Origin of the sequence: Asaia astilbis JCM 15831, assembly GCF_000613845.1 — a bacterium.
Taxonomy (GTDB): domain Bacteria; phylum Pseudomonadota; class Alphaproteobacteria; order Acetobacterales; family Acetobacteraceae; genus Asaia; species Asaia astilbis.
In genome coordinates this window covers 1-21009 of sequence record NZ_BAJT01000016.1, presented here as the reverse complement: position 1 = coordinate 21009, position 21009 = coordinate 1, and the positions used below count along the sequence as shown (strand labels likewise).

Genomic DNA, 21009 nt, shown 5'->3' with positions numbered 1-21009 from the left:
TATTTCCGCCGCATCGACTATTTCAAATTACCTGCGTCAATCGAGTGTCTCTGCGTCGCATGACGCCTATAACACTGCGCGGACGGGCCAAAATCAAATCGCAAAAGCTGTCGAGAAAACAGCTTCTACTTTGTCGAGCGATTTCGATTCCAATGGCGGTCTCTTGCGCTCCAGCGGATCGAAAAGCTCCTCAACGTTGAGCCAGGCGATCAATTTCCTCACTTGAGGAAAGTTAGAGGTCGCTCTCTTGTCTGAGCCCCCCAGTGCTCCTAATCCTAGAAGATACTCAATTTCAGCCTCATGGATCGGCAGTATAGAAGGTGGTTTTCAGCATAATTAAGTTCACGTCTCCCAGGCTCCGCTATAAATGCGGCGCCATCGTTTACGGCTGCCTTCTCGCTGCCCCGGTGCAGGGTGCGCCCCAAAAGCACTCTCCAGATCGCCAGCATAAGTCTTCGCCACCAGCCCCTGCACCGAAGGAGTCGGTGGCGACTGACCCATCCCACTTGACATCTGGTGATCTCGTTAACGGCCTCCCCCCATCTTGGCGTGCGAAAATTCTCGACGCACCGACGCAATCCGACGCGGCGAAAGGTCATGTCGGGAAAGGGACGTTTCCCGTTGCCCCGCCGAACAACGGTGCGCCAGCAGCGGCAGGCCCTGCGTTCGATGGAGCGGCTGTCGACCAGGTGTTGTTGCCCATACCGTCGCAAGCTGGAATAGCCGCTTTTGAGAGCGGCGATCGACTCATCATCGTCGTAGATAATGCCTTTCCGATGGATACTAGCACCATCCATGGAAGCGGTTTTTTTGCCTCATTAACGGTAAGTCTCCTTCCTGACGCGACGCTCATTCAGCTCAAACGGGACGATACCCGACAACTCTTTCTTTACCAGCGCGCCGAGGGATGGGTTCTTGGAGACAAAGCGCCACCCAACGTGAAAACGCACGAAAATCACGTCATTAACCCGTCTGCGGTCAATGAGGGCATATTGTATCCCATGCGTCGAAGTGGACGCGTTCTGACTGTGGCAGACCCCTCAACCAATGAGAGATTGCTTGTCGGCACGTCGCTTCTCGATGACGGGGGAATACTGGCGATGCGACACGCCCAGGGTTACGATGTCTGGCCAACCCTTGAGGGCGTGGTCATTGCAGCACGTGACCCAGACATTGCTCTGGTCGCCGTCCAATCGGGACTTCTCCTGAACAGAGACGGCCGTAAGTTCGAAGATGACGGACAATCCGTTTATGCGAATGATGTCGATCTCAAATGGCTGGGCCTTCAGGATCTTCCGGACGCCGAACTGCTCAAGCGCTATCACGACCGCCTTCTCAAAGCCGCCGATTCGCAACCGGCCGACCGCTTCGACAAGCGCATCGACGCGGCGCGCGTCGCATTCAGCATGGGCGCTTTTATGGAAGCCCGAGGCATTCTGACCGTCGCTCTTCGCGACGATCCCGAAGAAGTCGGACGGCCTGAAGTCCGTTTCCTTCTGGCTGCGACCGAATTGATGCTTGGTTTTCCGAAAAATGCGAGCGCCCTGGACGGTCCCTGGCCTGAGAAGCAACAGAGAGCGCTGCAACTCTGGCGCGCACTCTACCTCGAAGCCGCGGATCAAAGCGACAGTCGAAGCGTGCACCGTCTTGCCCTCGATCTCGACCGTGTGCGCGCTTACCCAACGAACCTGAGAGACCTGATTCTGCCTCTGGTAGCGGAGGCTATTGCACGTCATGGCGATCTTGCCGATCTTCCCGCACTCGATAGGCTTCCCGATCAACCTGCTTACCGTCTGGCAAGAGCGCTCGCCTCGCAGAGACAAAATAATAATGATCGGGCGTATGCTGAACTTTCTGCCCTCTCCACCGATCGGGATCTCAGCCTTTCAGAAAAGGCATCCGAGGCGAAAATCCTTCTCGATCACGACCGCGGCAAACTGACGACTGAGCAAACCGTCAAAGCACTCGACGATCTTATTCTTGACGCCCGACTAGCCGGACGCGAGAGAAATCTTCGTCTCACGCAAGCAGAAATCTACGCGAAAGCCAAACAGTGGCAGAACGCTGCTCAAATAATCGATCAAGGCGTACCGCATCGGGGGCCGTCGCACTACAGCACCCGCCGCAACGAGCTCCTGCTTCAGGCTTTGCAGGGTGTCGCTGCCGAGACGAATGACGCAATGAGTAAGGAAGAGCTGGTCAAAAACGCAGCTCTCTTGAAAGCTCATATGCCCGCGCTGCCACAAGGACCGGCTCGCGCATCACTTCTCGCGGCTTATGGACGAATTCTCCTTTCGCTAGGCTTGTCAGACGATGCGACTCAGGCGCTTTCCGAAGCGATCCCTGCCTTGGAAACGCCGGAGAGCAAGGCTGATGCGGGCGCGTCCCTCGCAGAAGCAGCATTAACGCATCAGCAGCCCGAGGCGGCTGCAGCCGCGCTCGACCGGACCGAAAGCACGTCGCTGCCTCAGCCCTTGCAGGCGCACCGTGACCTCATAAGGGCCAAGATCGCCTTGATGAAAGGCGACAAATCCAAAGGGTTAGGACTACTCAAAAACACATCAGGTCTGGATGCGCGCCTTCTAGGAGCGCAATTTCATGAAAATCAGGGCCAGTGGCTGGCTGCAGCGGCCGAATTGCGGGCGGCAGCGATGCTGCAGATACCCGCCCAGGGTGATCTGGACAAATCGCAGCAGGACCTCGCACTCAGACTTGCTTCAGATGCCTCTCGAGCGGGCGACAAGAATTCGCTGCAATGGATTTCGGATCGTATCGGCAAGCGGAGTCTGGACGATACGCATGCAAAGCTCTTCTCAGTACTTCGTCAAAGCGGAGCAGACGATGCGTCGCTTAACGATGATGAACGCGCGCCCTGAGGACATAATCGAGTTTTTTTGTTACAAGAGAGAGTTATGCTTCTCTTTGTCAGAGTTCCGCACTAAAGTGCTTTCATATTTAAAATATTTAGCGGCACATTTGAGGCCGCGCAAAGATTGGCAGGATTATCATGCTGCAAGCTGCTTCAGTGCAAATGGCTGCTTCCACCACCGGAACGGACGTTCTCGACCTCGCCACTCAACGCATGAAATGGCTGCAGTCGCGGGAATCCGTGCTTGCAGGCAACGTGGCGAATGCGAACACACCCGGCTACTCAGCTCGTGACGTGCCGCAGTTTCAGGGCGTGCTACAGAACCATCTCGCGGTTTCCCTGACACGCACTGACCCCGGTCATATCACCGCCGCATCCTTGCAAAGTTCGGCTGCCCATGTCGCTGGCAACACCTCGATCGATGGCAATCAGGTAAATGTGGAAAGCGAACTTGAAAAAATCGCTTCCACTAACGACCAGCAGCGCCTCGCGACCAATACCTACAGCACTTACATGTCGATGTTTTCTTTGGCCCTCGGCTCGTCGTCCTAACGCTGATCGGAAAGAGTAAACCATGAACTTCTCAGATACGATCGGGATTTCCGCAGCAGGAATGCAGGTGCAGGCGAAACGTCTGCAAGTGGCGGCCGAAAATCTCGCCAACGTCGAGACAACCGGCTCTACCCCTGGGTCTGATCCTTATCGCCGCAAAACCATTACCTTCAAGGAAATGCTCGATCGCAGCACGGCTCATCTTCTGTCGGTGTAAGGGAAATTGGCGAGGACCAGTCTGACTTCGAAACGCATTACGATCCTGGACATCCTGCAGCCGACGCCAAGGGAATGGTCAAGATGCCGAATGTCGACACGATGACCGAAATCCTCGACACACATGAAGCCCAGCATTCTTATGAAGCCAATCTGAACACGATGCAGATTACGCGCGCAATGCTGACGCGCACGATCAATTTAATGAAATAAGAAGCCCGATCTCCCGGCAATGTAATTAAAAGACGAGACGGATTGTAATGGACAGCACGGCCTATATTGCGCTTTCACGAATTGACGTGCTGAAGCGCAGCCTCGACATCACCGCCAATAATCTTGCGAACGAAAATACTGACGGGTTCAAAACCTCTCGTCAGTTATTCTCGCAATTTCTTGCGCATCAAAAAGGCGCAGGGCAAATTTCTGGCGACAAGGATCAAGCTATACTGAGGACAAGGCAACGTTCCGTGATTACGATCAGGGCCCGCTGAAAACTACGGGAAATTCTACAGACGTCGCCATTAACGGCGAGGGCTATTTCTCGGTGCGTACCACGCAGGGCGTAAGGCTGACCCGTAATGGACAGTTTACGCGTCGGCTCGACGGCACGCTTACCGACGGCTCCGGCAACCCTGTTCTGGATCGCAATGGCAGAAACATCGTTCTCAGACCTGAGATTGCGGATTTCTCAATTGCCAAGGATGGAACAATTTCGACACCGGACGGCGCCCTCGGTTCGATCGGAATTGTTTCAGTCCAGAACCAGCAGACGCTTCAGGCTGAAGGGCAATACCTGATGAAGCCAACGACTCAGACCCGCCCTGTGACGTCGCCCGAGCTCCATCAGGGAATGCTTGAGGGCAGCAATGTTAACGCTGTGTCTGAGACAACCCACCTGATTCAGATCCAGCGCGACTACGATCTCAATTTTCAGCTCATCCAGACCGAAGCCACGCGCACTCAAAGCGCGATCGACAAAATCACGGCGGAGCCCACAACCTGAGCCCCCTGTTACCGCTTAACGCCTCGGCTCTTTGTGCCTTTGGTGTTTCACCAAGATCTCACCCGATATCGACAATCGTCGGTGGCAAGGCTCCCCATGGGCTATTTTCAGGGCGTAGCACACCCAGCACAATTCTGTTTATCGCGGACGAGACGTAAAGCATGAAACCGAGCTATCGAATTTCACCGGCGACGTCGCCCCGCTTTGCCAGCCTCGCCGTGTTGAGTCTTCTCCTGAGCGGCTGCGCAGCAGACGATGTCGCCCGACATCTGACGGGACGCGATTGCAACGCCGGCTATATTCAGGAAGGCGAGGACTGGTGTGCCCCTCCCGAGCGCCCCCCTGCGCCACAGCCGTATTGCACGCAAAGCTGGAACGGCGTCGATTGCTGGAGCAGGCCCGATCTCATGCCCAACGTCGCACGACAGGTCGCTCAAGGCCCAACCGGGTTGACGCAGGAGCAAAATGCGAACCGTCTCAACCTTCCGCTCAAGCAGACGCCTCCGACCAACGCGTATCTACCGTGATCGCCTACCGGGAGGCGCCCTTGACCGAGCGACTTCTCTTAGGCACCCCTTTTCTCAGGTTTGCCATCCGGCTCTCGACTAATTTGACATTCCTTCCAGATGATTGCCACGGGAGCATTTCCATGACCGCCATTCGCAACCTCAACCCGGCCTGATACACTGAACTCCATGCAAAACCTGTTGGCATCACTCAAGGGATTGGGACGCACGCGTCTCGCCGCCCTCGGCTTCGCCGGAGCCCTGCTTTTCGGCCTGCTCGGCTATCTTGTCCTTGGCAAGGCGCAGCAGCCAACAGCCCTCCTCTACGGCAACCTCGATCTCAACGAGGCAGGCCGCATGGTTGAAGACCTGAACAAGGCGCATATCAACTCGTCCACATCGCCGGATGGTGGCAGCCTTTACGTTGCACCGGACCAGGTTGCGAAGGCACGTCTTCTTCTGGCGCAAGACGGCCTGCCGAATGGCGGAAGCGTTGGTTACGAGCTCTTCGACAAAAGCGCCACACTGACGAGCACCCAGTTCGAGCAGAACATCAACGAGACACGAGCGCTGGAGGGCGAACTCGAACGCTCGATCAGGCTTCTTCAGGGCGTGCGCAACGTGCGCGTTCACCTCGTATTGCCGCACAGAGACCTTTTCTCGGTTCAGACCAACCCCTCTCAGGCGAGTGTCGTGATCGATATCGGTCGCGCAGGACGTATTGCTCCCGACGGCATCCAGGCAATCCAGAACCTTGTCGCAGCCGCTGTGCCGGGCTTGAGACCTCAATCGATCTCCATCGTCGACACCCGGGGCGATGTTCTGGCCAAGCCAGGCGAGCCTAATAGTGAAGACGGTCAGGAAGCCGTGTTCGAGAAATTCCGTCATTCGGAAGAAACACGTCTTTCGCAGGCTGTAGAGGAAATGCTGATCCCGACGCTCGGGACTGCTCATATCCGCGCGCGCGCTGCTGTCGTCATCAATAATGACGAGGTTCACGAGACGGAAGAAAGCTTCGATCCGAACCAGCAGGTCTTGCGTTCACAGCAGACCAGCTCGGACAAGAGCGTCAATACTGAGTCGTCGCCGAACACCTCTGTGTCGAACAATCTACCGAACGCCAATGCCGGTCAGGGCAACAAGACTGGATCGAGCGACACACGCGACGAGGAGACAAACAACTACGAAATCGGCAAGCGGGTTAAGGTCACGTCGCAGATTCACCCGCGCGTTGCTCGTATCAGCGTCGCCGTGATGGTTGATGGCTCCTACGTTCAGGACAAGAAGGGCAATGCGACTTGGAAACCCCTCGAGCAGCCCGAGATCGACCGCATAACGACGCTCGTCAAAACAGCAGTAGGCTATGACAAGGCTCGCGGTGATCAGGTTGAAGTCGTTTCGATGCGCTTCATGCCTGATGGCGGTGTCGAACCGATCCCAGCGGCGCCGGGCTTCTTCTCGAAGGAAAACCTGCTTTATCTCGCCGAATGGATCGTGCCGATCCTGCTCGCGCTCGGAGCCGGGTTCTTTGCCCTGCGTCCCCTGCTGCGCCGCGGTCGCGGTGGTCTTCCTGCCCTCGCAGGGGCTGGGGCTACAGCGCTTGAAGCCTTCCAGAACTCTGCTCTCGGGTCCAATGGCGCTGGTCAGAACAGCCTCGAAGGCGGCCAGTCGAACAGCCTCACGCTGCATGATGGAAGTGAGACAGTGGCACTCGACGGCGTGGAGGGCAAAGCAAGGGCCGGTATCATCGCTAAAGTGGCCGATCGTATCGACCAGAATCCCGAGAGCAGCCTGAATGTCATCCGCAGCTGGCTTGAAGCGCCGGAACCCAAGCAAGGAGCCGCATCATGAGCGAAGCTGAAAAAATTGCGGGGCGCACCGAAGAAGGCCGCAGCGAAAGTGGCGTCCAGCTTACCGGCAAGCAGAAAGCTGCTGTTCTGTTCATGACTATCGGTCGCGAGCGCAGCGTGAACATGATGCAATCGCTTCATGAAGACGAAATTCGGGACATCTCGATTGCGATGGCCGGGCTCGGCGTCATCAAGGCCGAAATGGTTGAAGCGGTCTGCCGTGAATTCATCGAGAACTTTGAAACAGCGGACGGTCTCGTCGGGACATTCGAAACGACCGAGGCATTCCTGCGCAAGACACTTGGGGCCGACCAGGTCGAAAAGATCATGGACGAAATCCGTGGTCCGGCTGGTCGCAACATGTGGGACAAGCTCGGCAACGTGCAGGAGACCATCCTCGCAAACTACCTGCGCAGCGAATATCCTCAGACAGCAGCCGTCATTGTCAGCCGCCTGCAGCCCGCCCATGCTGCACGCGTTCTCGCACTGCTTCCGGAAGATTACGCGACAGACGTCATGATGCGCATTCTTCACATGGAAACAGTGCAGCGCGAGGTGATTGAGAGCGTCGAAGCGACACTGCGATCGGAATTCATTTCCTCTCTGGGGCGCTCTTCGAAGCGCGACAGCTACGAGTTGCTTGCTGAAGTCTTCAATAACTTCGACCGCAAAACCGAGTCTCGCTTCACTGAACTCATGGAGATGCAGAGCTCCGAGGACATGGAGAAGGTCAAGGCCCTCATGTTCACCTTCGAGGATATCAGCCGCCTCTCTCAGGAATCTCTCATGCGGGTTGTCAACGAGATTGACCGTGAGAAGCTTCCCGTCGCGCTCAAGGGGGCCTCGGACAGCGAAAGAAAGCTCTTCCTGCAATGCATGTCCAAACGTGCCGGCAACATTCTGCTCGAGGAAATCGCCTCTCTCGGCCCTGTGCGCGTGAGAGATGTCGAAGTAGCTCAGGCTGAAATCGTCATGACGATCAAGAACCTGGTGAACTCCGGCGAGATCGATATGAACGATGCCTCGGGAGGCGAAGAATTCATTTCATGAGCGCCGGCTTCGTTCCTTTTCGACAACAGGCAGCGCAAACACAACGTGATTTGCTGCAATCCGGGCGTCATGGCGGATCTGGTTCGGCCGGAGAGAGATCTCAGAGCATCTCTGCCGACCACGCCGAGACCGAGACGAAACGTGCACGTGTCCTTGCCCGGCATCTCGAGGATTTCAGAATCGCTCCCCCGAAGGCGGCGCCAGTTGCCGAGGTTCCGGAAGTCGTTCAGGACGAGCCCACGACCGCCGATGTCGCACCGCTGCTCTCGTTGACACTAGGCGACCTCGACGCCCTCTGCCGGACCGCGTTCGAGGGCGGGCGAGAGGAAGGGCGTGCATCTGCTACCAAGGCTCTCGAAGCAGAGTTCGCAACCCTCATCAGCAAGATCAGCGATGCCTTTGACGCAGAGAGCGCGCGTCGTATGAAGGCCGCGCAAGGCGCAGGCGAGACCATGGTGCAGACCGTACTCGATCTCATCGTCGCGCTGACGCGCCTTCCCGGGGAAACTCTTCAAGGTCTGAAACGTGACCTGCTACAGGATGCTGCTGATCTGGTGGCGGCATGCGAGGGCGACGTCAGCATCAAAACCAGCCCTGAGAACACGGAGGGCCTTCAAGCGCTTCTCGGGGAAAGAACGAATATCCGCTTTGACGCTTGTGCGGAGGGCGACGCATCCACTATCAGAATCGAGTCTGGAGCACGCACGATTCTTATCGATCCGAATGAGTGGCGGCAAAACGCGATCAACCGGATCATCACCTCTGTCAGCGCTTCGACTGACCGGGATATCGACACCTCCAGGACCACGGACAGGCATTGACCCATGAATAATGAGAGCGAAATGGTCGGACTCGAAGACTTTACTTCAGACTCCTTCGAAACATCAGACGCACCTCAAGATGCGCCGAACAAGGAAGACGCTTCCGGAAACCGATCAGAGGCGGTCTACGATATTCCCGTCAAGATCACAGCGGTGATCGGCACGACGTCGATGCCTGTCAGCCAGTTGCTGCGTCTGGGCCGCGGCGCCGTCGTCGAACTCAACAAGAAGCTCGGTGAAGCCGTCGATATCTACGCCAATAACAGGTTGATCGCACGCGGTGAGCTTGTGGTCGTAGACGATAACAATATCGGCGTGACGATGACCGAGATCCTCTCCTCGTCATCCAGCGCCGCCCATAAATAATATCGACCACAGCGCGTTAACGGAAACCGGCACATGTCGCATTTGTACCTGACCGCATGACCTTTCAGTCATGGGGTGCCTATGCCAGCTCCTTCGTTCTCGTGATCGCGCTTATCTTTCTTCTACGGTCTGCGATTGCCTATCTTCAGCCCAGGCTCTCTCGAAGAGGGAAAACCTCTCAGCTGAGCCTAGAAGAAACCCTGGTTTTGGACCCAAAGCGGCGTCTGACCCTTTTTCGGTGCGGAGAGCGGACGGGCCTGATGCTGACCGGAGGCGCGACAGATATCTTCATGGGCTGGGTTGATCCGAAAACCAGCCAGATGCGACGCAGTCAGCAGTGGCGCCCTTCTCGACCAATCAGGAGCCCGAACGGTGACGCATCTCTATCAGGATCATCACAGCGCCTCGACCGTTCCGACAGGCCATGTGGCTTCGCACCCGGCTGTTCCCGGCAGGAAATCAGGTCTGACCGAATTCCTTGTGCGCGCGCTGCCGATCATAGTGACCATCGCTGCCGTGACACTGCCGAACATCGCACAAGCACAGTCGCTTTCGCTGGATCTCGGGCATGACGGTAGCAGCGCGGGAACTACCAGCCGGCTGATTCAGCTGACCGCACTCATCACCCTGCTCTCGCTTGCACCCAGCTTGCTGGTTATGGTGACCGCGTTCACGCGAATCGTTATCGTTCTCTCCCTGTTGCGAGGCGCCATCGGTGCTCAGGGCTCGCCTCCAAACACCGTCATCATCGGGCTCTCCCTCTTTCTGACGTTTTTCGTCATGCAACCGACCTTCGAGCAGTCCTGGAATCGGGGCATAGCGCCCATGATCAGCGGCTCCGTCTCTGAAATCGATGGTATGAAAGCAGCTGCTGAGCCTTTCCGGGGTTTCATGCTTGCGCATGCACGACCGAACGATGTGGGGACGTTCTATCACCTCGCGAATATGACCCCGCCTGCCAATGCTGCGGAGACACCCTGGCGCGTCCTCATGCCTGCCTTCATGGTTGGAGAGCTCAGCCGTGGATTCGAGATGGGCTTCCTTCTGTATCTGCCGTTTCTGATTATCGACATCGTGACCGCAAGTGTTCTGATGAGCCTAGGCATGATGATGCTCCCTCCCGCCACGATCTCCCTCCCCTTCAAACTCATCTTTTTTGTGATGATCGACGGATGGCAGATGGTCGCAGGCGGTTTAGTGCGCAGCTTCGGATCGTAAGCTCTTCTTTCGCGGCCAAATCCATGAGACTGGACCTGTCGCATCCAGGCCCGCGCGACGTCCTCACTAACGATCCAGAGGTTTTTTCCTCTAAATGCCTCAGTATAAACATCTGAAACAAGGAGCTCCCTAATGCATTATCTCGGGCAGTTTCGGGTCTTTTTCATGACGCGCTCGCAACAGCGTTCTGCTTAACTTGTTTTTAATTGCTTCGTGTGACCTTCAGCATTGCAAGCCCATTTTGATTTCAGGGCAATCAGATCTTACGTTTTCACCTTAACAGAAAAACCATTGGCAATACGGCTTCTGGATTTACCAGTATTTAATTGATAATGCGAAGTAGAACACGATGAAAACCTGGCTATATCGAGAAGCTTCGTTTCGATCAAAGATCGGAACGAGCGTGTTGTTCGTCCAACTATTCCTGATCGCGCAGCTTCTGTGCGAAGCAGGTTTCCTCTACGGAGACCTGATCACATCGACCGGTTTCTACACGCTCTTCGTGCTCACGCTGCTCGCTCTTCTGGTCAGCGTCGCCGTGCGCGCCGTGCTTGTTCAGGCCATCGCGGAGCCGATCGAAGCGCTGGTTTCTTCAGGCAGCTCCCCTTCCCTGAGCGATGCACGCAGCCGTCTGTCTTCTTCAGACAATCGCGACGAAAGCGGTCAACTCACCGCCCTCATTTCGCGCCTGCAAACGTCAGGACAGAGCCAGAACGAAGGAAGCGCGCAGAGAGATGCGCTCGCCCGCGAACTGGAGGCGCTCAAAGTCAGCAGCAGCGCGCGCATCAAGGAAATGAGCACTGTTCTTACCGCAGTGGAAGAGGCCCTGACCGTCGCCGGCTCGGGCGACCTGAGCCATCGGATTCCAAACCATCTGGCTGACGGCGAATATGCCTCGCTGCGTGACAAGTGCAATGGCGCTGCCGAGTTCTGGAAAAACGTACTCGCCACCTTGGCCAAGAGCTCAGAGTTCATCACGACGGGTGCCAGCGAAATTTCAATGGCCTCAGACGACCTGGCGCGCCGCACCGAAATTCAGGCGGAAAATCTCGGCAAGGCCGCGAACTCGGTCAGAACAATCAGCACCGGTGTGCAGATGACGGCCGATGTCTGCTCCCAGTCCAGTGTTGAAGCGAAGAAGACGCTGGAGCAGGTCAAACTCGCGACCGAAGTCATGGACGAAGCCAATGCCGCTATGGGCGGCATTCAGAAATCGTCGAGCGCCATCGGCGAAATCATCTCGGTGATCGATGGCATCACCTTCCAGACAAACGTTCTTGCCCTCAATGCTGGTGTCGAAGCCGCTCGCGCAGGCGATGCCGGACGAGGCTTTGCTGTCGTCGCACAGGAAGTGCGCTCGCTCGCCGAAAAATCTGCCAAATCCGCCAATGAGATCAAGCGCCTGATCGCCGTCTCTGCCGAGCAGGTGAGCAAGGGCGTCGGCCTGGTCTCCCGGACGAGCCAGTACCTCGGAGATTTCTCCGAAAGCATCGCAGGTATTGCCGGTCGCATCGAAAACCTCACAGCGACGACGCGCGAACAGGCGCTCCAGCTCACCGAAATTACGCATTCGATCAACGACATGGATCAGGTCACGCAGCAGAATGCCGCGATGGTGGAAGAGGCGACAGCTGCCAGCCACAACCTGACCAGCGAGACCCGCAATCTTTCCCAGACCCTGGGTCAGTTCAACGTTGGAAAGCGTCAGGAAGCAAAGCCTCTCGAGCGCAAGGCGCCAGCGCCCAGCCCGAGACCCGTTGCCAAACCTGTTGCAAAGCCCGTCGCTCCCCCGCGCGCAGCACCACCAAAGCCTTCTGCGCCTGCAATCAAGAGCGCTCCAAAGCCAGCCTTGCAGGTCACGTCATCTGACCAGGGCTGGGAGGATTTCTAATGGAAAACGTGCTTCCCAACTCGGTCAGTGCACCCCCTCCGGTCATACTGCCTGCCAGGCTGGACTCTGCCGGCGCTCCGGCCCTCAAGGACAGCATTGCTGCCTCACCGGGCTCGGCTCTGGTCGGGTCTGACGTCACTTATCTCGGTGGGCTTTGCCTGCAGGTGATCCTCGCCAGTGCGCGTCCGATCGTCGACCCCTCCGAGAAATTGTCCGAGGCGCTCGCGCTTTTCGGTGCCTCCTCTCTTTTGCAGGAAACTGCTTCAACACCAGCGAGCCCATGACATGACGGATACCCAGACTTTGCGCGTCCTTACGATCGACGATTCCCGTACGATGCAGAGCATGCTTCGTACGGCGCTCGAAGGGGCGGGTTACGATGTTATACAGGGAAATGATGGCGTCGAGGGACTCAGCGTTCTCGAGGCGGCGGATCCCGCTCCGAATGTCATCATCACGGACATCAACATGCCACGGCTCGACGGGTTTGGCGTGATCGAAGCCGTCCGCAAGATGGACCGTTTCCGGCACCTGCCTGTCATCGTGCTGACGACAGAGAGCGATCAGGAAAAGAAAGCACGCGCCCGTGCAGCTGGCGCTACCGGATGGATCATCAAGCCTTTCAATTCCGAAAGCCTGGTTTCCGCCATCCGGCGCGTCACCCAATAAGAGAAGCAGGGTTACAATGAGCTCAGAGATGGACGAAATCCTGGAGATCTTCTTCCAGGAATGCGACGAGCAGCTGCAAGAGCTCGAGGCGGGCCTTTCCGCAATTGCGGCTGATCGCGCGGAGCCGGATACCGTGAACGCTGTCTTCCGCGCCGTGCACTCCATCAAGGGTGGCGCTGCGTCTTTCGGATTGCAGAATCTTGTGCGTTTTTCTCACGTCTATGAGAATTCGCTTGATGGTGTTCGTTCCGACCGGATCAGCCCGACCCGCGAGGTCATTGCTGCGTTCCTTAAAAGCATGGACGTCCTCAGCGATCTCGTCGTGGAAGCTCGGGGCGGAGAGACTGTCGACGCGCAGCGCGTCAACGAGGCACTGCACGAACTGAAGGTCGTGAATGGAGAGATCTCCGCCGACTCTGCTGGCGATCAGGATCACGCAACCGTCGACACTGTGGCAGATCAGTTTTGCCCGGTACCCTTCGAGTTCGAACCGGTCGCCTTCGACTTCGGCGACCCGATCGAAGCAACGACCGCAAAAACGCAAATCGTCACGTTCCATCCTCATGACGCGATGTATGGCTGCGGCGACGACGCCCGGAATATCCTTGTCGCCCTCTCGACACTGGCTCAGGAAAAGGGAGAGACAGCTCAGATCGAGTGCGTCACCGAGAAGCTTCCTGCACTGGAAGAACTCGCTCCTGAAACGTCCTATCTGAGCTGGCGTGTCACCCTTCCCGAAAGCGTTGGTGAAGCAGAAATCAGAGAAGCCTTCGATTGGGTCGTCGATAGCTGCGACTTCACCATCACTCAGTCTGACGCCAGCGAAACACCGCCATCGAGTGATGCAGCAGAAGCGGTCTCTGCCGACACCGCTTCTACTCCCTCTTCAATTGAGGACGTGCACGCAGGACAGGCGATTGCCTCTAATCAGGCGAGAGAAATCGCCTCGCGGGCAACGTCACTGGCAGCCGATGTACGCGCTTCGACCGAAAGAGCTCTGGAAGAGCTCGGCGTACCGACCTCTGCCTTCAAGGAAGATGAGCCAACAGTTCTCACCGGAGCGACAGTTGCGCGGAAGGCCGAAGCGGCATCCATCCGCGTCGACCTTTCTCGCGTTGACGATCTGATGGATCTCGTCGGCGAACTCGTGATTGCCCAGGCCGCCGTGCAGTCTCTGTGCCAGAAGACAGGCGTTTCGGGTCATCACGACCTGATGCAGAGCATCGAAGGCATGCAGACGCTGACCCGCGATATTCAGGATGCGGTGATGTCGGTCAGAGCCCAGCCTGTCCGAAGCGTTTTCCAACGCATGCAACGCGTCGTGCGCGAAGCCAGCTCGATGACCCAGAAGGCCGTCACGCTGGTGCTGGAAGGCGAGGATACGGAAGTCGATCGTACCCTGATCGAGAAACTGGCCGCGCCCCTTACCCACATGCTCCGTAATGCGGTCGATCATGGGATTGAGAAAACAGAGGCACGCCTCGCCGCAGGAAAGCCCGCCGAGGGCTGCATCACCCTGTCTGCCGAACATCGGTCAGGGCGCATCCTCATTACGATCAAGGACGATGGCGCAGGCGTCAACCACAAGCGTGTCTTCGAAACGGCAGTCAAACGCGGCATCATCGCCCCCGACGCTGTCCTGAGTGAAGATGAAATCAACAATCTCATCTTCACCGCAGGGTTCTCGACTGCATCGGAAGTCTCCGATCTGTCCGGGCGTGGCGTCGGCATGGACGTCGTCAAGCAGGCGATCATGAGCTGGGCGGTCGTATCGTCATCAGCAGTGTGCCTGGCCGGGGCAGCACTTTCAGCCTCAGCCTGCCACTGACCCTCGCCATTCTGGACGGGATGCTGATTTCTGCCGAAGAGACAACGATGGTCATCCCAATTTCGGCAGTGTCGGAAGCGATCATCGTAAGCGATGGCGATGTCTACGCGCTGCCGGATGGCACCAATATCATCTCCAAGCGCGGAGAGTGCATCCCGCTCCTCCCTCTCGCGTCGACGCTGAAGCTCGTCCCGCCCCGCCCGAAGGATCGCTCGAAGGCGCTGTGGTTCTCGTTGTCGAAAACGAGTCCGGTAGTCGTGCCGCTCTGATCGTCGATGAGATCCTCGGACAGACACAGGTTGTGATCAAAAGCATGGAGAAGAACTACCGGCACATCTTCGGCGTCTCCGCCGCGACGATCCTTGGCGATGGTAGCGTCGCCCTCATTCTGGATGTCTCGGCGCTTATTGCTGCAGCCCTTAGCCAGACCGAAAACAAAGCAGCGCTCGGCCTCTCCGAGCTCGTGAGTTAAGCCGCCATGAACATGCTCAGCACCAACCAGGAAACGAAGATGACCGACCAGCTGACGACCAGAGAGACTGCGGAAACAGCCACGATCAAGATGATCGTTTTCGCTGTCGGCGCGCAGGAATACTGCATTCCCATTCTTAGCGTTCGCGAAATCCGTGGTTTCGAGAAAACGACCACGCTTCCGTTCGCGCCAGCCTATGTCTGCGGCGCGATCAACCTGCGCGGCATCATCCTGACGGTCATCGACCTGGCTGCCTATCTCAACATCACGGCCGAGCTGGAAAACTCGCGACGCGTCGTGATCATCGTGGAATCCCGGGACGGCGTCGTGTACGGCCTGCTCGTCGATCGCGTGATCGATCTTGCCGATGTCAACACCGGCGACGTTCAGCCGACTTCGGACGAAGGGGCTTGCCTGCACGGGCTCGTTCTCGTCGATAACCGGATGATCGGCATTCTGAAGCTCGACACCGTTCTGAAACACCTCGTCGGCGACACGACCAAAGAATGACAAACAGCATCACCCTCTCGGCTCCCGAGTATACCGACTCTGATTTTCAGAGATTGCAGGCGATCGCCAGAGCGCAAGCCGGGATATGTCTGCCCGACACGAAGAAAGCGCTGGTCTATTCCCGCGTATCGCGTCGAGTGCGGGAGATGCAGCTCAGCAGATTCAAGGACTACCTTGATTTTGCGACGGGCTCATCGGGGGCGGCCGAACTTGAGAAGCTCATCTGCGCGCTCACCACGAACGTGACCGGCTTCTTTCGGGAAAAAAACCACTTCGATCACCTCAAAGCCGAGATGATGCCTGATCTGTCCGCTGCGCTGCGCAAGGGCAAGCGGGTCAGAATGTGGTCTGCCGCGTGTTCCACAGGGCAGGAACCCTGGAGCCTGGCGATGAGTGTCGCCACCAGTTTTCCTGAAATCGGGTCCTATGATTTCCGGGTCCTCGCGACGGATATCAACAGCGACGTTGTCGCCCGTGCGGAGAGTGCGACCTATGCTGCCGACGAGCTGGAAGGCATTCCTGAGAGAGAGCGTTCGCTTTTTCTGAAGGAGCACGATGGCGGATACAGATTTTCGGAAGCTCTGAGACGTCTGCCGACCTTCCGCGTTATGAACCTGAACGCCGGGTGGCCTTTCCGCGGGACGTTCTCGATCATTTTCTGCCGGAATGTGGTGATTTATTTCGACGATGAGACACGAGAAGCTCTTTGGCAGCGGCTTGCGGAACGACTTGAGCCGGGCGGCTTCCTTTACGTGGGCCATTCAGAGCGGGTCGCCAATGCAAAGCAATGCAAGTTGATCAATATCGCTCCTACGATTTACCAGAAGGAGGGCTGAGCCATGGCCTCACCTGTTAAAGTGCTTATCGTCGATGATTCGCGGACGGTGCGCGCCATGATCCGTCACGCTTTTCAGAGTCATCCGGATCTGGTCATCACGGGAGAAGCCGCGAACCCGATCGAAGCACGCGATATGATCATTCAGGACCAGCCTGACGTCATTACGCTGGATATCGAGATGCCCAACATCAACGGGCTCCAGTTTCTCGAGAAGATCATGCGTCTACGCCCGATTCCGGTAGTGATGGTCTCGAGCCTGACGGAACGTAACGCCGAGATTGCGCTAACGGCTCTCCAAATGGGCGCGTTCGACTGCTACCCGAAAGCAACCGCGACCGTCCCTGGCACCAATGCCTATGCGGGCCTTGCAGGGATCGTGCGTCAGGCCGCTCGCTCAAAGCCCGTTGTCAGAGGCGTCACATCGGCACCGGAGACGCTCGCGCCTTCGGAACGCAAGAACTGGGCTCAGTCCCATGATCTTATTGCAATCGGTTCTTCCACCGGTGGCGTGGAAGCCATCGAGGAAGTGCTGAGCGGTTTTCCCGCTAACAGCCCACCGATTGTCATCTGCCAGCATATGCCTGCGTTCTTTACGGCAAGCTTCGCAAACAGGCTGGACAAAAAACTTGCCTCGCTCTCGATCGCAGAGGCGCAGGATCGCGAGGTGCTCAAACCGGGCACGGTCCGTATTGCTCCCGGCGGCACACGGCATCTGACCGTGACCCGCGGCGATCAGGGCCTGACAACGCGTCTTTTGCCGGGGCCGCCTCTCAATGGTCATGTCCCTTCGGTGGATATGCTTTTTGACAGCGTCGCGGAACAGGTCGGCCCGAGGTCGCTGGGCATCATCCTGACTGGCATGGGTCAGGATGGGGCTGAGGGTCTTCTCGCGCTCAAGAAGTCCGGGGCCTGGACCATCGCCCAGGACAAGGCCTCGTGCGTTGTCTACGGCATGCCCAGAGTTGCTGCCGAACTCGGCGCCGCGTCACAGGTTGTCGCCCTCACCCAGATCAGCGCCGCAGCAATGAATGCGCGCACTCGATAAAACGCCACACTCGATAGCAGTCAATTAGCAGTAGATTTCGTGATAAGCTGGATCATCACGAAGACGTAAGGACAGGAAATGCCCGCAGCCTCTCAAATCCGAGCCCTGATCGTCGATGATCAGGCCTCCATCCGCCAGGTTCTCGCCAATAACATGGCTCAGTTGGGCTTCACCCAGGTCGCCCAGCGCAAGGACGGCAAGGAGGCTCTTGAATATCTGGGTCAGAATCCGACCCATCTCGTGATTTCCGATTTCAATATGCCCGTCATGGATGGCCTCGCCTTGCTGCGGGCCGTGAGAGAAAATCCGAAAACTCAGAAAACCGCTTTTGTTATCCTGACCAGTGAAGCCAGTCGCGATCTCGTCCAGGAAGCAATCAAGGCGGGCGTCAATAACTTTTTGGCCAAACCATACACTGTCGCCAAGCTACGCGAAGTGCTGGAGAAGGTCTTCGGACCAATAACCTGATGCAAACTCCTACGCAGACACATACCGTTATTCAGGGCGATGTCGTCATCTTGAGCAAAGCTGATGTCGTCCTCTCCACGCTTCTCGGATCATGCATCTCTGTCTGCATGTATGATTCGGTCGCAGGTATTGGCGGCATGAATCACTTCCTTCTCCCCAACGGAGAGGGCTGCGACAACAATACCGCGCTGCGTTTCGGAGTTAACGCCATGGAAAAGCTCATCAACGGAATCCTGAGCTCGGGTGGCCGGCGCGATCGTCTGCTTTGCAAGGCATTTGGCGGCGCAGCGATTATCCCGTCACTCGGCCATATCGGACAGGAAAACTCGGCCTTTGCGACACGCTATCTGGCCGACGAGCGTATCACCTGCGTCGCTCACAGCCTTGGCGGAACGCAGGCCAGACGCATCCGATTCTGGCCCACAACCGGCAGAGCACAACAAAATCTCGTCGAAGATAGCCGCGCTATCGGGATTCAAGAGCAGATGTACAACAAAAAAGAAGCGGACTTCGAAAACAAGTGGAAGCGCACAGAAGCTTCGAGCGTCGAGCTTTTCTGATTTCATACTAAAGCGCACCCCGCATCTTTTACAGGAGCTAAGCTGTTGAACACCCAGCCTCGCGAAGTACTCTCAAATATCGTTCAGCAGCTCACCGCCACTTACGGAGATCTGCTTTCTGTTCAGGCAGCCATTGAGCGTTCGGCGATTGGCAACGCGTTCCATGAGGACGAAATCGAAAACCTGCAGAAGCTGGACCACGCAACCCAGTTCGTTGATGCCATCACAACAATACTGCAGAATATCCTGACCGTACCTCTTTGGGACGAAAAGGCGGAGATCTCTCTTGATGCGGTCCTTCAGGGTGTTCGCCTCGGTAACGTTCGAAGCGTCTTCCTCGGCCGAGAGACCCAGAGCCACGAAGCCGCCGGCGAAATGGATTTCTTCTAGACCGACCCAAAGCCGTTAGCATCGGATCCAAAACTTCGCTTTTTTCGCTAACCGCCAGATACGAGAAAGGGGCGATGACCTGATAAGGTCATCGCCCCTTTCTCGTACGATCCATAAATATCCATAGTCCAGAGACAGCGTGAGCTGTCAGCTCGTTGCTTCTTCCAGCAATCCATCCAGAACATCCTGACAAATATCGACAAGCGGTAGCAGGGTCAGGGACGGATCAAGGATGGCTCGTATTCCGTAACGTTGAGCCTGATCGGCCAGATTAACGATGAGCGCGCGGTCGTCAGACCCGTTTTTTCCACCATCAAGGATGTTAGCCTTCATGATCAGTGACCAGAGTTTCTGGTGTCGGTCCAACGCCCTCAACCGCAAAACCTCGCCACCATTGCTTTCAGCACTGTTCAGCTCATCAATCATCATGATGAAGCACGCTGCCTCGGCTTCGCGGCCCGATAGGGAGGTGTCAGAGACTGCCTGATAGGCCTTCAGGGCTGGATGCATTTCTTGTTTACACCATTTCAAACACGGCGCTTCCAGCGCATATGCGCCTTGATCCGCCAGAAGCTAACCCAGACCGCCTGGGGGAGGTAAATTACGCCCGATCACAAATCCCGTACCGTCGCTAAGCGACGCCGCTCCACAGACGCTTCAGTCTCTGAGAGAAGGACCACGGTCTGAATCCGAACGCGGAAGCCATGACAGAACGCCGGCAGAGGGGCCACGTCCATTTGTACCATCCGCTGAGCGGGGTGACGACGAATGGAAATTACGAACACCTGCCAGATACTGAGACACCGTATTAACCCGCTCGGGGAACATGTAGCCCATGACTGCCGAGATTTTTCTTGGATTCATGTTATTGGCAATCGACACCAGCACATGAATATCCATGATGTTGAAGACGGCGGCTGCCTCACGCGGGGGCATCTCCTCGTAAATCTTCACAAGTCGAGTCGTTTCAGCAGCCATCGTTTCGCGATGACGGGCCTGCTTGTCGGCTAGCTCAGCCATAGAGTTATCAATCGCTTTCATACGCTCTTCGAGAACGATTCTCGCAGAGTCCAGAACGCGCTTTTGTTCCTCAAGCTTTTTTTCCTCGTCGTCGATCGAGCCCTGTTTCGCCAGAATATTTTTGACAATTTCGGACTGAGCCTGCTCGGTAGAAGAGGAAGCTCCCAATGCGGAGCTTCCATCCACTGAACATGGACCGACACCACATGGCGAGGAGCGGCCGTCATTTTTAAGGAATGCCGCTTCGACCGGCGTTGTCGCACCCACCGACTGTGCAGCGTCGCTCAGGCCAGGCACCGGCTGCCAGCCCTGCTTCTTGGCAACCTCTTGCCGCGTCATGCGACCTTCCGCTGAAGGTTTACTCTGGTCAGGCTGACCATTGTCGCCAGGCGGGACTGAATCGCCGCGACCATTCATCGAGCCACTCCGATCGTCCTGACCAATGTGTTTCGCCAATGCATGGACATTCATTGCCAGAGAGAGCGTCATGAGGATGGTCGAAATATTAAGCAATCGTCCAAGGGAAAGTCGCGGCATTGCCATTCAACCTAATTCATACTGAGTAAAACGCATATTAATTCGAATATTTAGTTAGAGACCTTATCTTCATCAAATTTTCTGCAAGTCATGCTCTCAACTGACATGACTGAATTAAATTAGTAATAGTTTCTTAATATATCGATAAGATCACCCTCACGTAATAGTTATGCCGTGAGAATTTAGCAAGCAGATTTTCGATCAGCGGGTTGGTTCCGTCACTCGCCCCCCCCTCTTAGCTATGCATGATCCGGGCGGTGCAATTCCTCGTGGCTACCCCTGGGGAAACTCTCCGCGACGAAAAAGCGCATAACCGCTTTTTACCGAGAA

General features: G+C 56.6%; 25 protein-coding genes and 1 pseudogene. 23 read left to right on the top strand and 3 right to left on the bottom strand.

The window, feature by feature from the left end; translation table 11 throughout:
* Positions 1-342: 342 nt before the first annotated feature.
* Positions 343-513, bottom strand: a complete 171-nt coding sequence (locus JCM15831_RS21585; protein WP_156938863.1) for a hypothetical protein — start codon at positions 511-513, stop codon at positions 343-345.
* Here JCM15831_RS21585 and JCM15831_RS12015 point away from each other — a divergent pair.
* The 23 genes and pseudogenes from JCM15831_RS12015 (at position 507) to JCM15831_RS11920 (ending at position 19122) form a co-directional block, all read left to right on the top strand.
* Positions 507-2876, top strand: a complete 2370-nt coding sequence (locus tag JCM15831_RS12015) for a hypothetical protein (RefSeq protein ID WP_025824456.1) — start codon at positions 507-509, stop codon at positions 2874-2876. The genes JCM15831_RS21585 and JCM15831_RS12015 overlap by 7 nt on opposite strands.
* Before the next feature lie 131 nt (positions 2877-3007).
* The gene (locus JCM15831_RS12010) at positions 3008-3421 is read left to right on the top strand and encodes a flagellar basal body rod protein FlgB (protein WP_025824455.1); all 414 of its coding nucleotides are present in this window, start codon (positions 3008-3010) and stop codon (positions 3419-3421) included.
* Between the two features lie 22 nt (positions 3422-3443).
* Positions 3444-3850, top strand: a pseudogene (flgC, locus tag JCM15831_RS18750) (flagellar basal body rod protein FlgC).
* A 47-nt stretch (positions 3851-3897) separates the two neighbouring features.
* Positions 3898-4128 carry a flagellar basal body protein gene (locus JCM15831_RS22915; RefSeq protein WP_232228174.1) on the top strand — a complete coding sequence of 77 codons (231 nt, stop codon included), beginning with the start codon at positions 3898-3900 and terminating at the stop codon, positions 4126-4128.
* Complete coding sequence (locus tag JCM15831_RS18745) at positions 4017-4640, top strand: flagellar hook-basal body protein (RefSeq protein ID WP_306301850.1); 624 nt, start codon at positions 4017-4019, stop codon at positions 4638-4640. Before JCM15831_RS22915 ends, JCM15831_RS18745 begins: the two co-directional genes overlap by 112 nt.
* Before the next feature lie 161 nt (positions 4641-4801).
* Entirely contained in the window at positions 4802-5167 is a 366-nt protein-coding gene (locus tag JCM15831_RS11995) for a hypothetical protein (protein ID WP_025824454.1), read from the top strand.
* Between the two features lie 168 nt (positions 5168-5335).
* On the top strand, positions 5336-6997 hold the full coding sequence (gene fliF / locus JCM15831_RS11990; RefSeq protein WP_025824453.1) for a flagellar basal-body MS-ring/collar protein FliF: 1662 nt from the start codon (positions 5336-5338) through the stop codon (positions 6995-6997).
* Positions 6994-8046: a flagellar motor switch protein FliG gene (fliG, locus tag JCM15831_RS11985; protein WP_025824452.1), complete on the top strand. Its 1053-nt coding sequence runs from the start codon at positions 6994-6996 to the stop codon at positions 8044-8046. Before fliF ends, fliG begins: the two co-directional genes overlap by 4 nt.
* On the top strand, positions 8043-8867 hold the full coding sequence (locus tag JCM15831_RS11980; protein ID WP_025824451.1) for a FliH/SctL family protein: 825 nt from the start codon (positions 8043-8045) through the stop codon (positions 8865-8867). The genes fliG and JCM15831_RS11980 overlap by 4 nt, the downstream gene beginning before the upstream one ends.
* 3 nt (positions 8868-8870) lie before the next feature.
* Positions 8871-9233 carry a flagellar motor switch protein FliN gene (fliN, locus tag JCM15831_RS11975; RefSeq protein WP_025824450.1) on the top strand — a complete coding sequence of 121 codons (363 nt, stop codon included), beginning with the start codon at positions 8871-8873 and terminating at the stop codon, positions 9231-9233.
* A gap of 480 nt (positions 9234-9713) precedes the next feature.
* Complete coding sequence (fliP, locus tag JCM15831_RS11970; RefSeq protein WP_051528497.1) at positions 9714-10451, top strand: flagellar type III secretion system pore protein FliP; 738 nt, start codon at positions 9714-9716, stop codon at positions 10449-10451.
* Between the two features lie 403 nt (positions 10452-10854).
* Complete coding sequence (locus JCM15831_RS11965) at positions 10855-12342, top strand: methyl-accepting chemotaxis protein (RefSeq protein WP_198024319.1); 1488 nt, start codon at positions 10855-10857, stop codon at positions 12340-12342.
* Entirely contained in the window at positions 12342-12626 is a 285-nt protein-coding gene (locus JCM15831_RS18740) for an STAS domain-containing protein (RefSeq protein ID WP_025824447.1), read from the top strand. Before JCM15831_RS11965 ends, JCM15831_RS18740 begins: the two co-directional genes overlap by 1 nt.
* Before the next feature lies 1 nt (position 12627).
* Complete coding sequence (locus JCM15831_RS11955) at positions 12628-13011, top strand: response regulator (protein WP_025824446.1); 384 nt, start codon at positions 12628-12630, stop codon at positions 13009-13011.
* Between the two features lie 28 nt (positions 13012-13039).
* Entirely contained in the window at positions 13040-14839 is a 1800-nt protein-coding gene (locus JCM15831_RS18735; RefSeq protein WP_232228173.1) for a chemotaxis protein CheA, read from the top strand.
* Positions 14840-14886: 47 nt separating this feature from the next.
* A complete protein-coding gene (locus JCM15831_RS22910; protein WP_232228172.1) occupies positions 14887-15108 on the top strand; it encodes a hypothetical protein in 222 nt (73 codons plus the stop codon).
* The gene (locus tag JCM15831_RS22905; RefSeq protein ID WP_232228171.1) at positions 15063-15311 is read left to right on the top strand and encodes a chemotaxis protein CheW; all 249 of its coding nucleotides are present in this window, start codon (positions 15063-15065) and stop codon (positions 15309-15311) included. Before JCM15831_RS22910 ends, JCM15831_RS22905 begins: the two co-directional genes overlap by 46 nt.
* A 39-nt stretch (positions 15312-15350) precedes the next feature.
* Positions 15351-15821 carry a chemotaxis protein CheW gene (locus tag JCM15831_RS11945; protein ID WP_025824445.1) on the top strand — a complete coding sequence of 157 codons (471 nt, stop codon included), beginning with the start codon at positions 15351-15353 and terminating at the stop codon, positions 15819-15821.
* Entirely contained in the window at positions 15818-16657 is an 840-nt protein-coding gene (locus tag JCM15831_RS11940; protein ID WP_025824444.1) for a CheR family methyltransferase, read from the top strand. Before JCM15831_RS11945 ends, JCM15831_RS11940 begins: the two co-directional genes overlap by 4 nt.
* A gap of 3 nt (positions 16658-16660) precedes the next feature.
* Positions 16661-17704 carry a protein-glutamate methylesterase/protein-glutamine glutaminase gene (locus tag JCM15831_RS11935; RefSeq protein ID WP_025824443.1) on the top strand — a complete coding sequence of 348 codons (1044 nt, stop codon included), beginning with the start codon at positions 16661-16663 and terminating at the stop codon, positions 17702-17704.
* A gap of 78 nt (positions 17705-17782) precedes the next feature.
* The gene (locus tag JCM15831_RS11930; RefSeq protein ID WP_025824442.1) at positions 17783-18172 is read left to right on the top strand and encodes a response regulator; all 390 of its coding nucleotides are present in this window, start codon (positions 17783-17785) and stop codon (positions 18170-18172) included.
* Positions 18172-18732 (top strand): chemotaxis protein CheD, encoded by a 561-nt coding sequence (locus JCM15831_RS18730; protein ID WP_084490682.1) that lies wholly within the window; start codon positions 18172-18174, stop codon positions 18730-18732. The genes JCM15831_RS11930 and JCM15831_RS18730 overlap by 1 nt, the downstream gene beginning before the upstream one ends.
* A gap of 45 nt (positions 18733-18777) precedes the next feature.
* Complete coding sequence (locus JCM15831_RS11920; protein WP_025824440.1) at positions 18778-19122, top strand: hypothetical protein; 345 nt, start codon at positions 18778-18780, stop codon at positions 19120-19122.
* A gap of 147 nt (positions 19123-19269) precedes the next feature.
* On the opposite strand, the gene JCM15831_RS11915 is transcribed toward JCM15831_RS11920, so the two are convergent.
* Both JCM15831_RS11915 and JCM15831_RS11910 read right to left on the bottom strand, forming a co-directional pair.
* Complete coding sequence (locus JCM15831_RS11915) at positions 19270-19632, bottom strand: flagellar biosynthesis regulator FlaF (protein WP_025824439.1); 363 nt, start codon at positions 19630-19632, stop codon at positions 19270-19272.
* 147 nt (positions 19633-19779) lie between these two features.
* Positions 19780-20679 (bottom strand): MotE family protein, encoded by a 900-nt coding sequence (locus JCM15831_RS11910; protein WP_156938862.1) that lies wholly within the window; start codon positions 20677-20679, stop codon positions 19780-19782.
* Positions 20680-21009 lie beyond the last annotated feature (330 nt).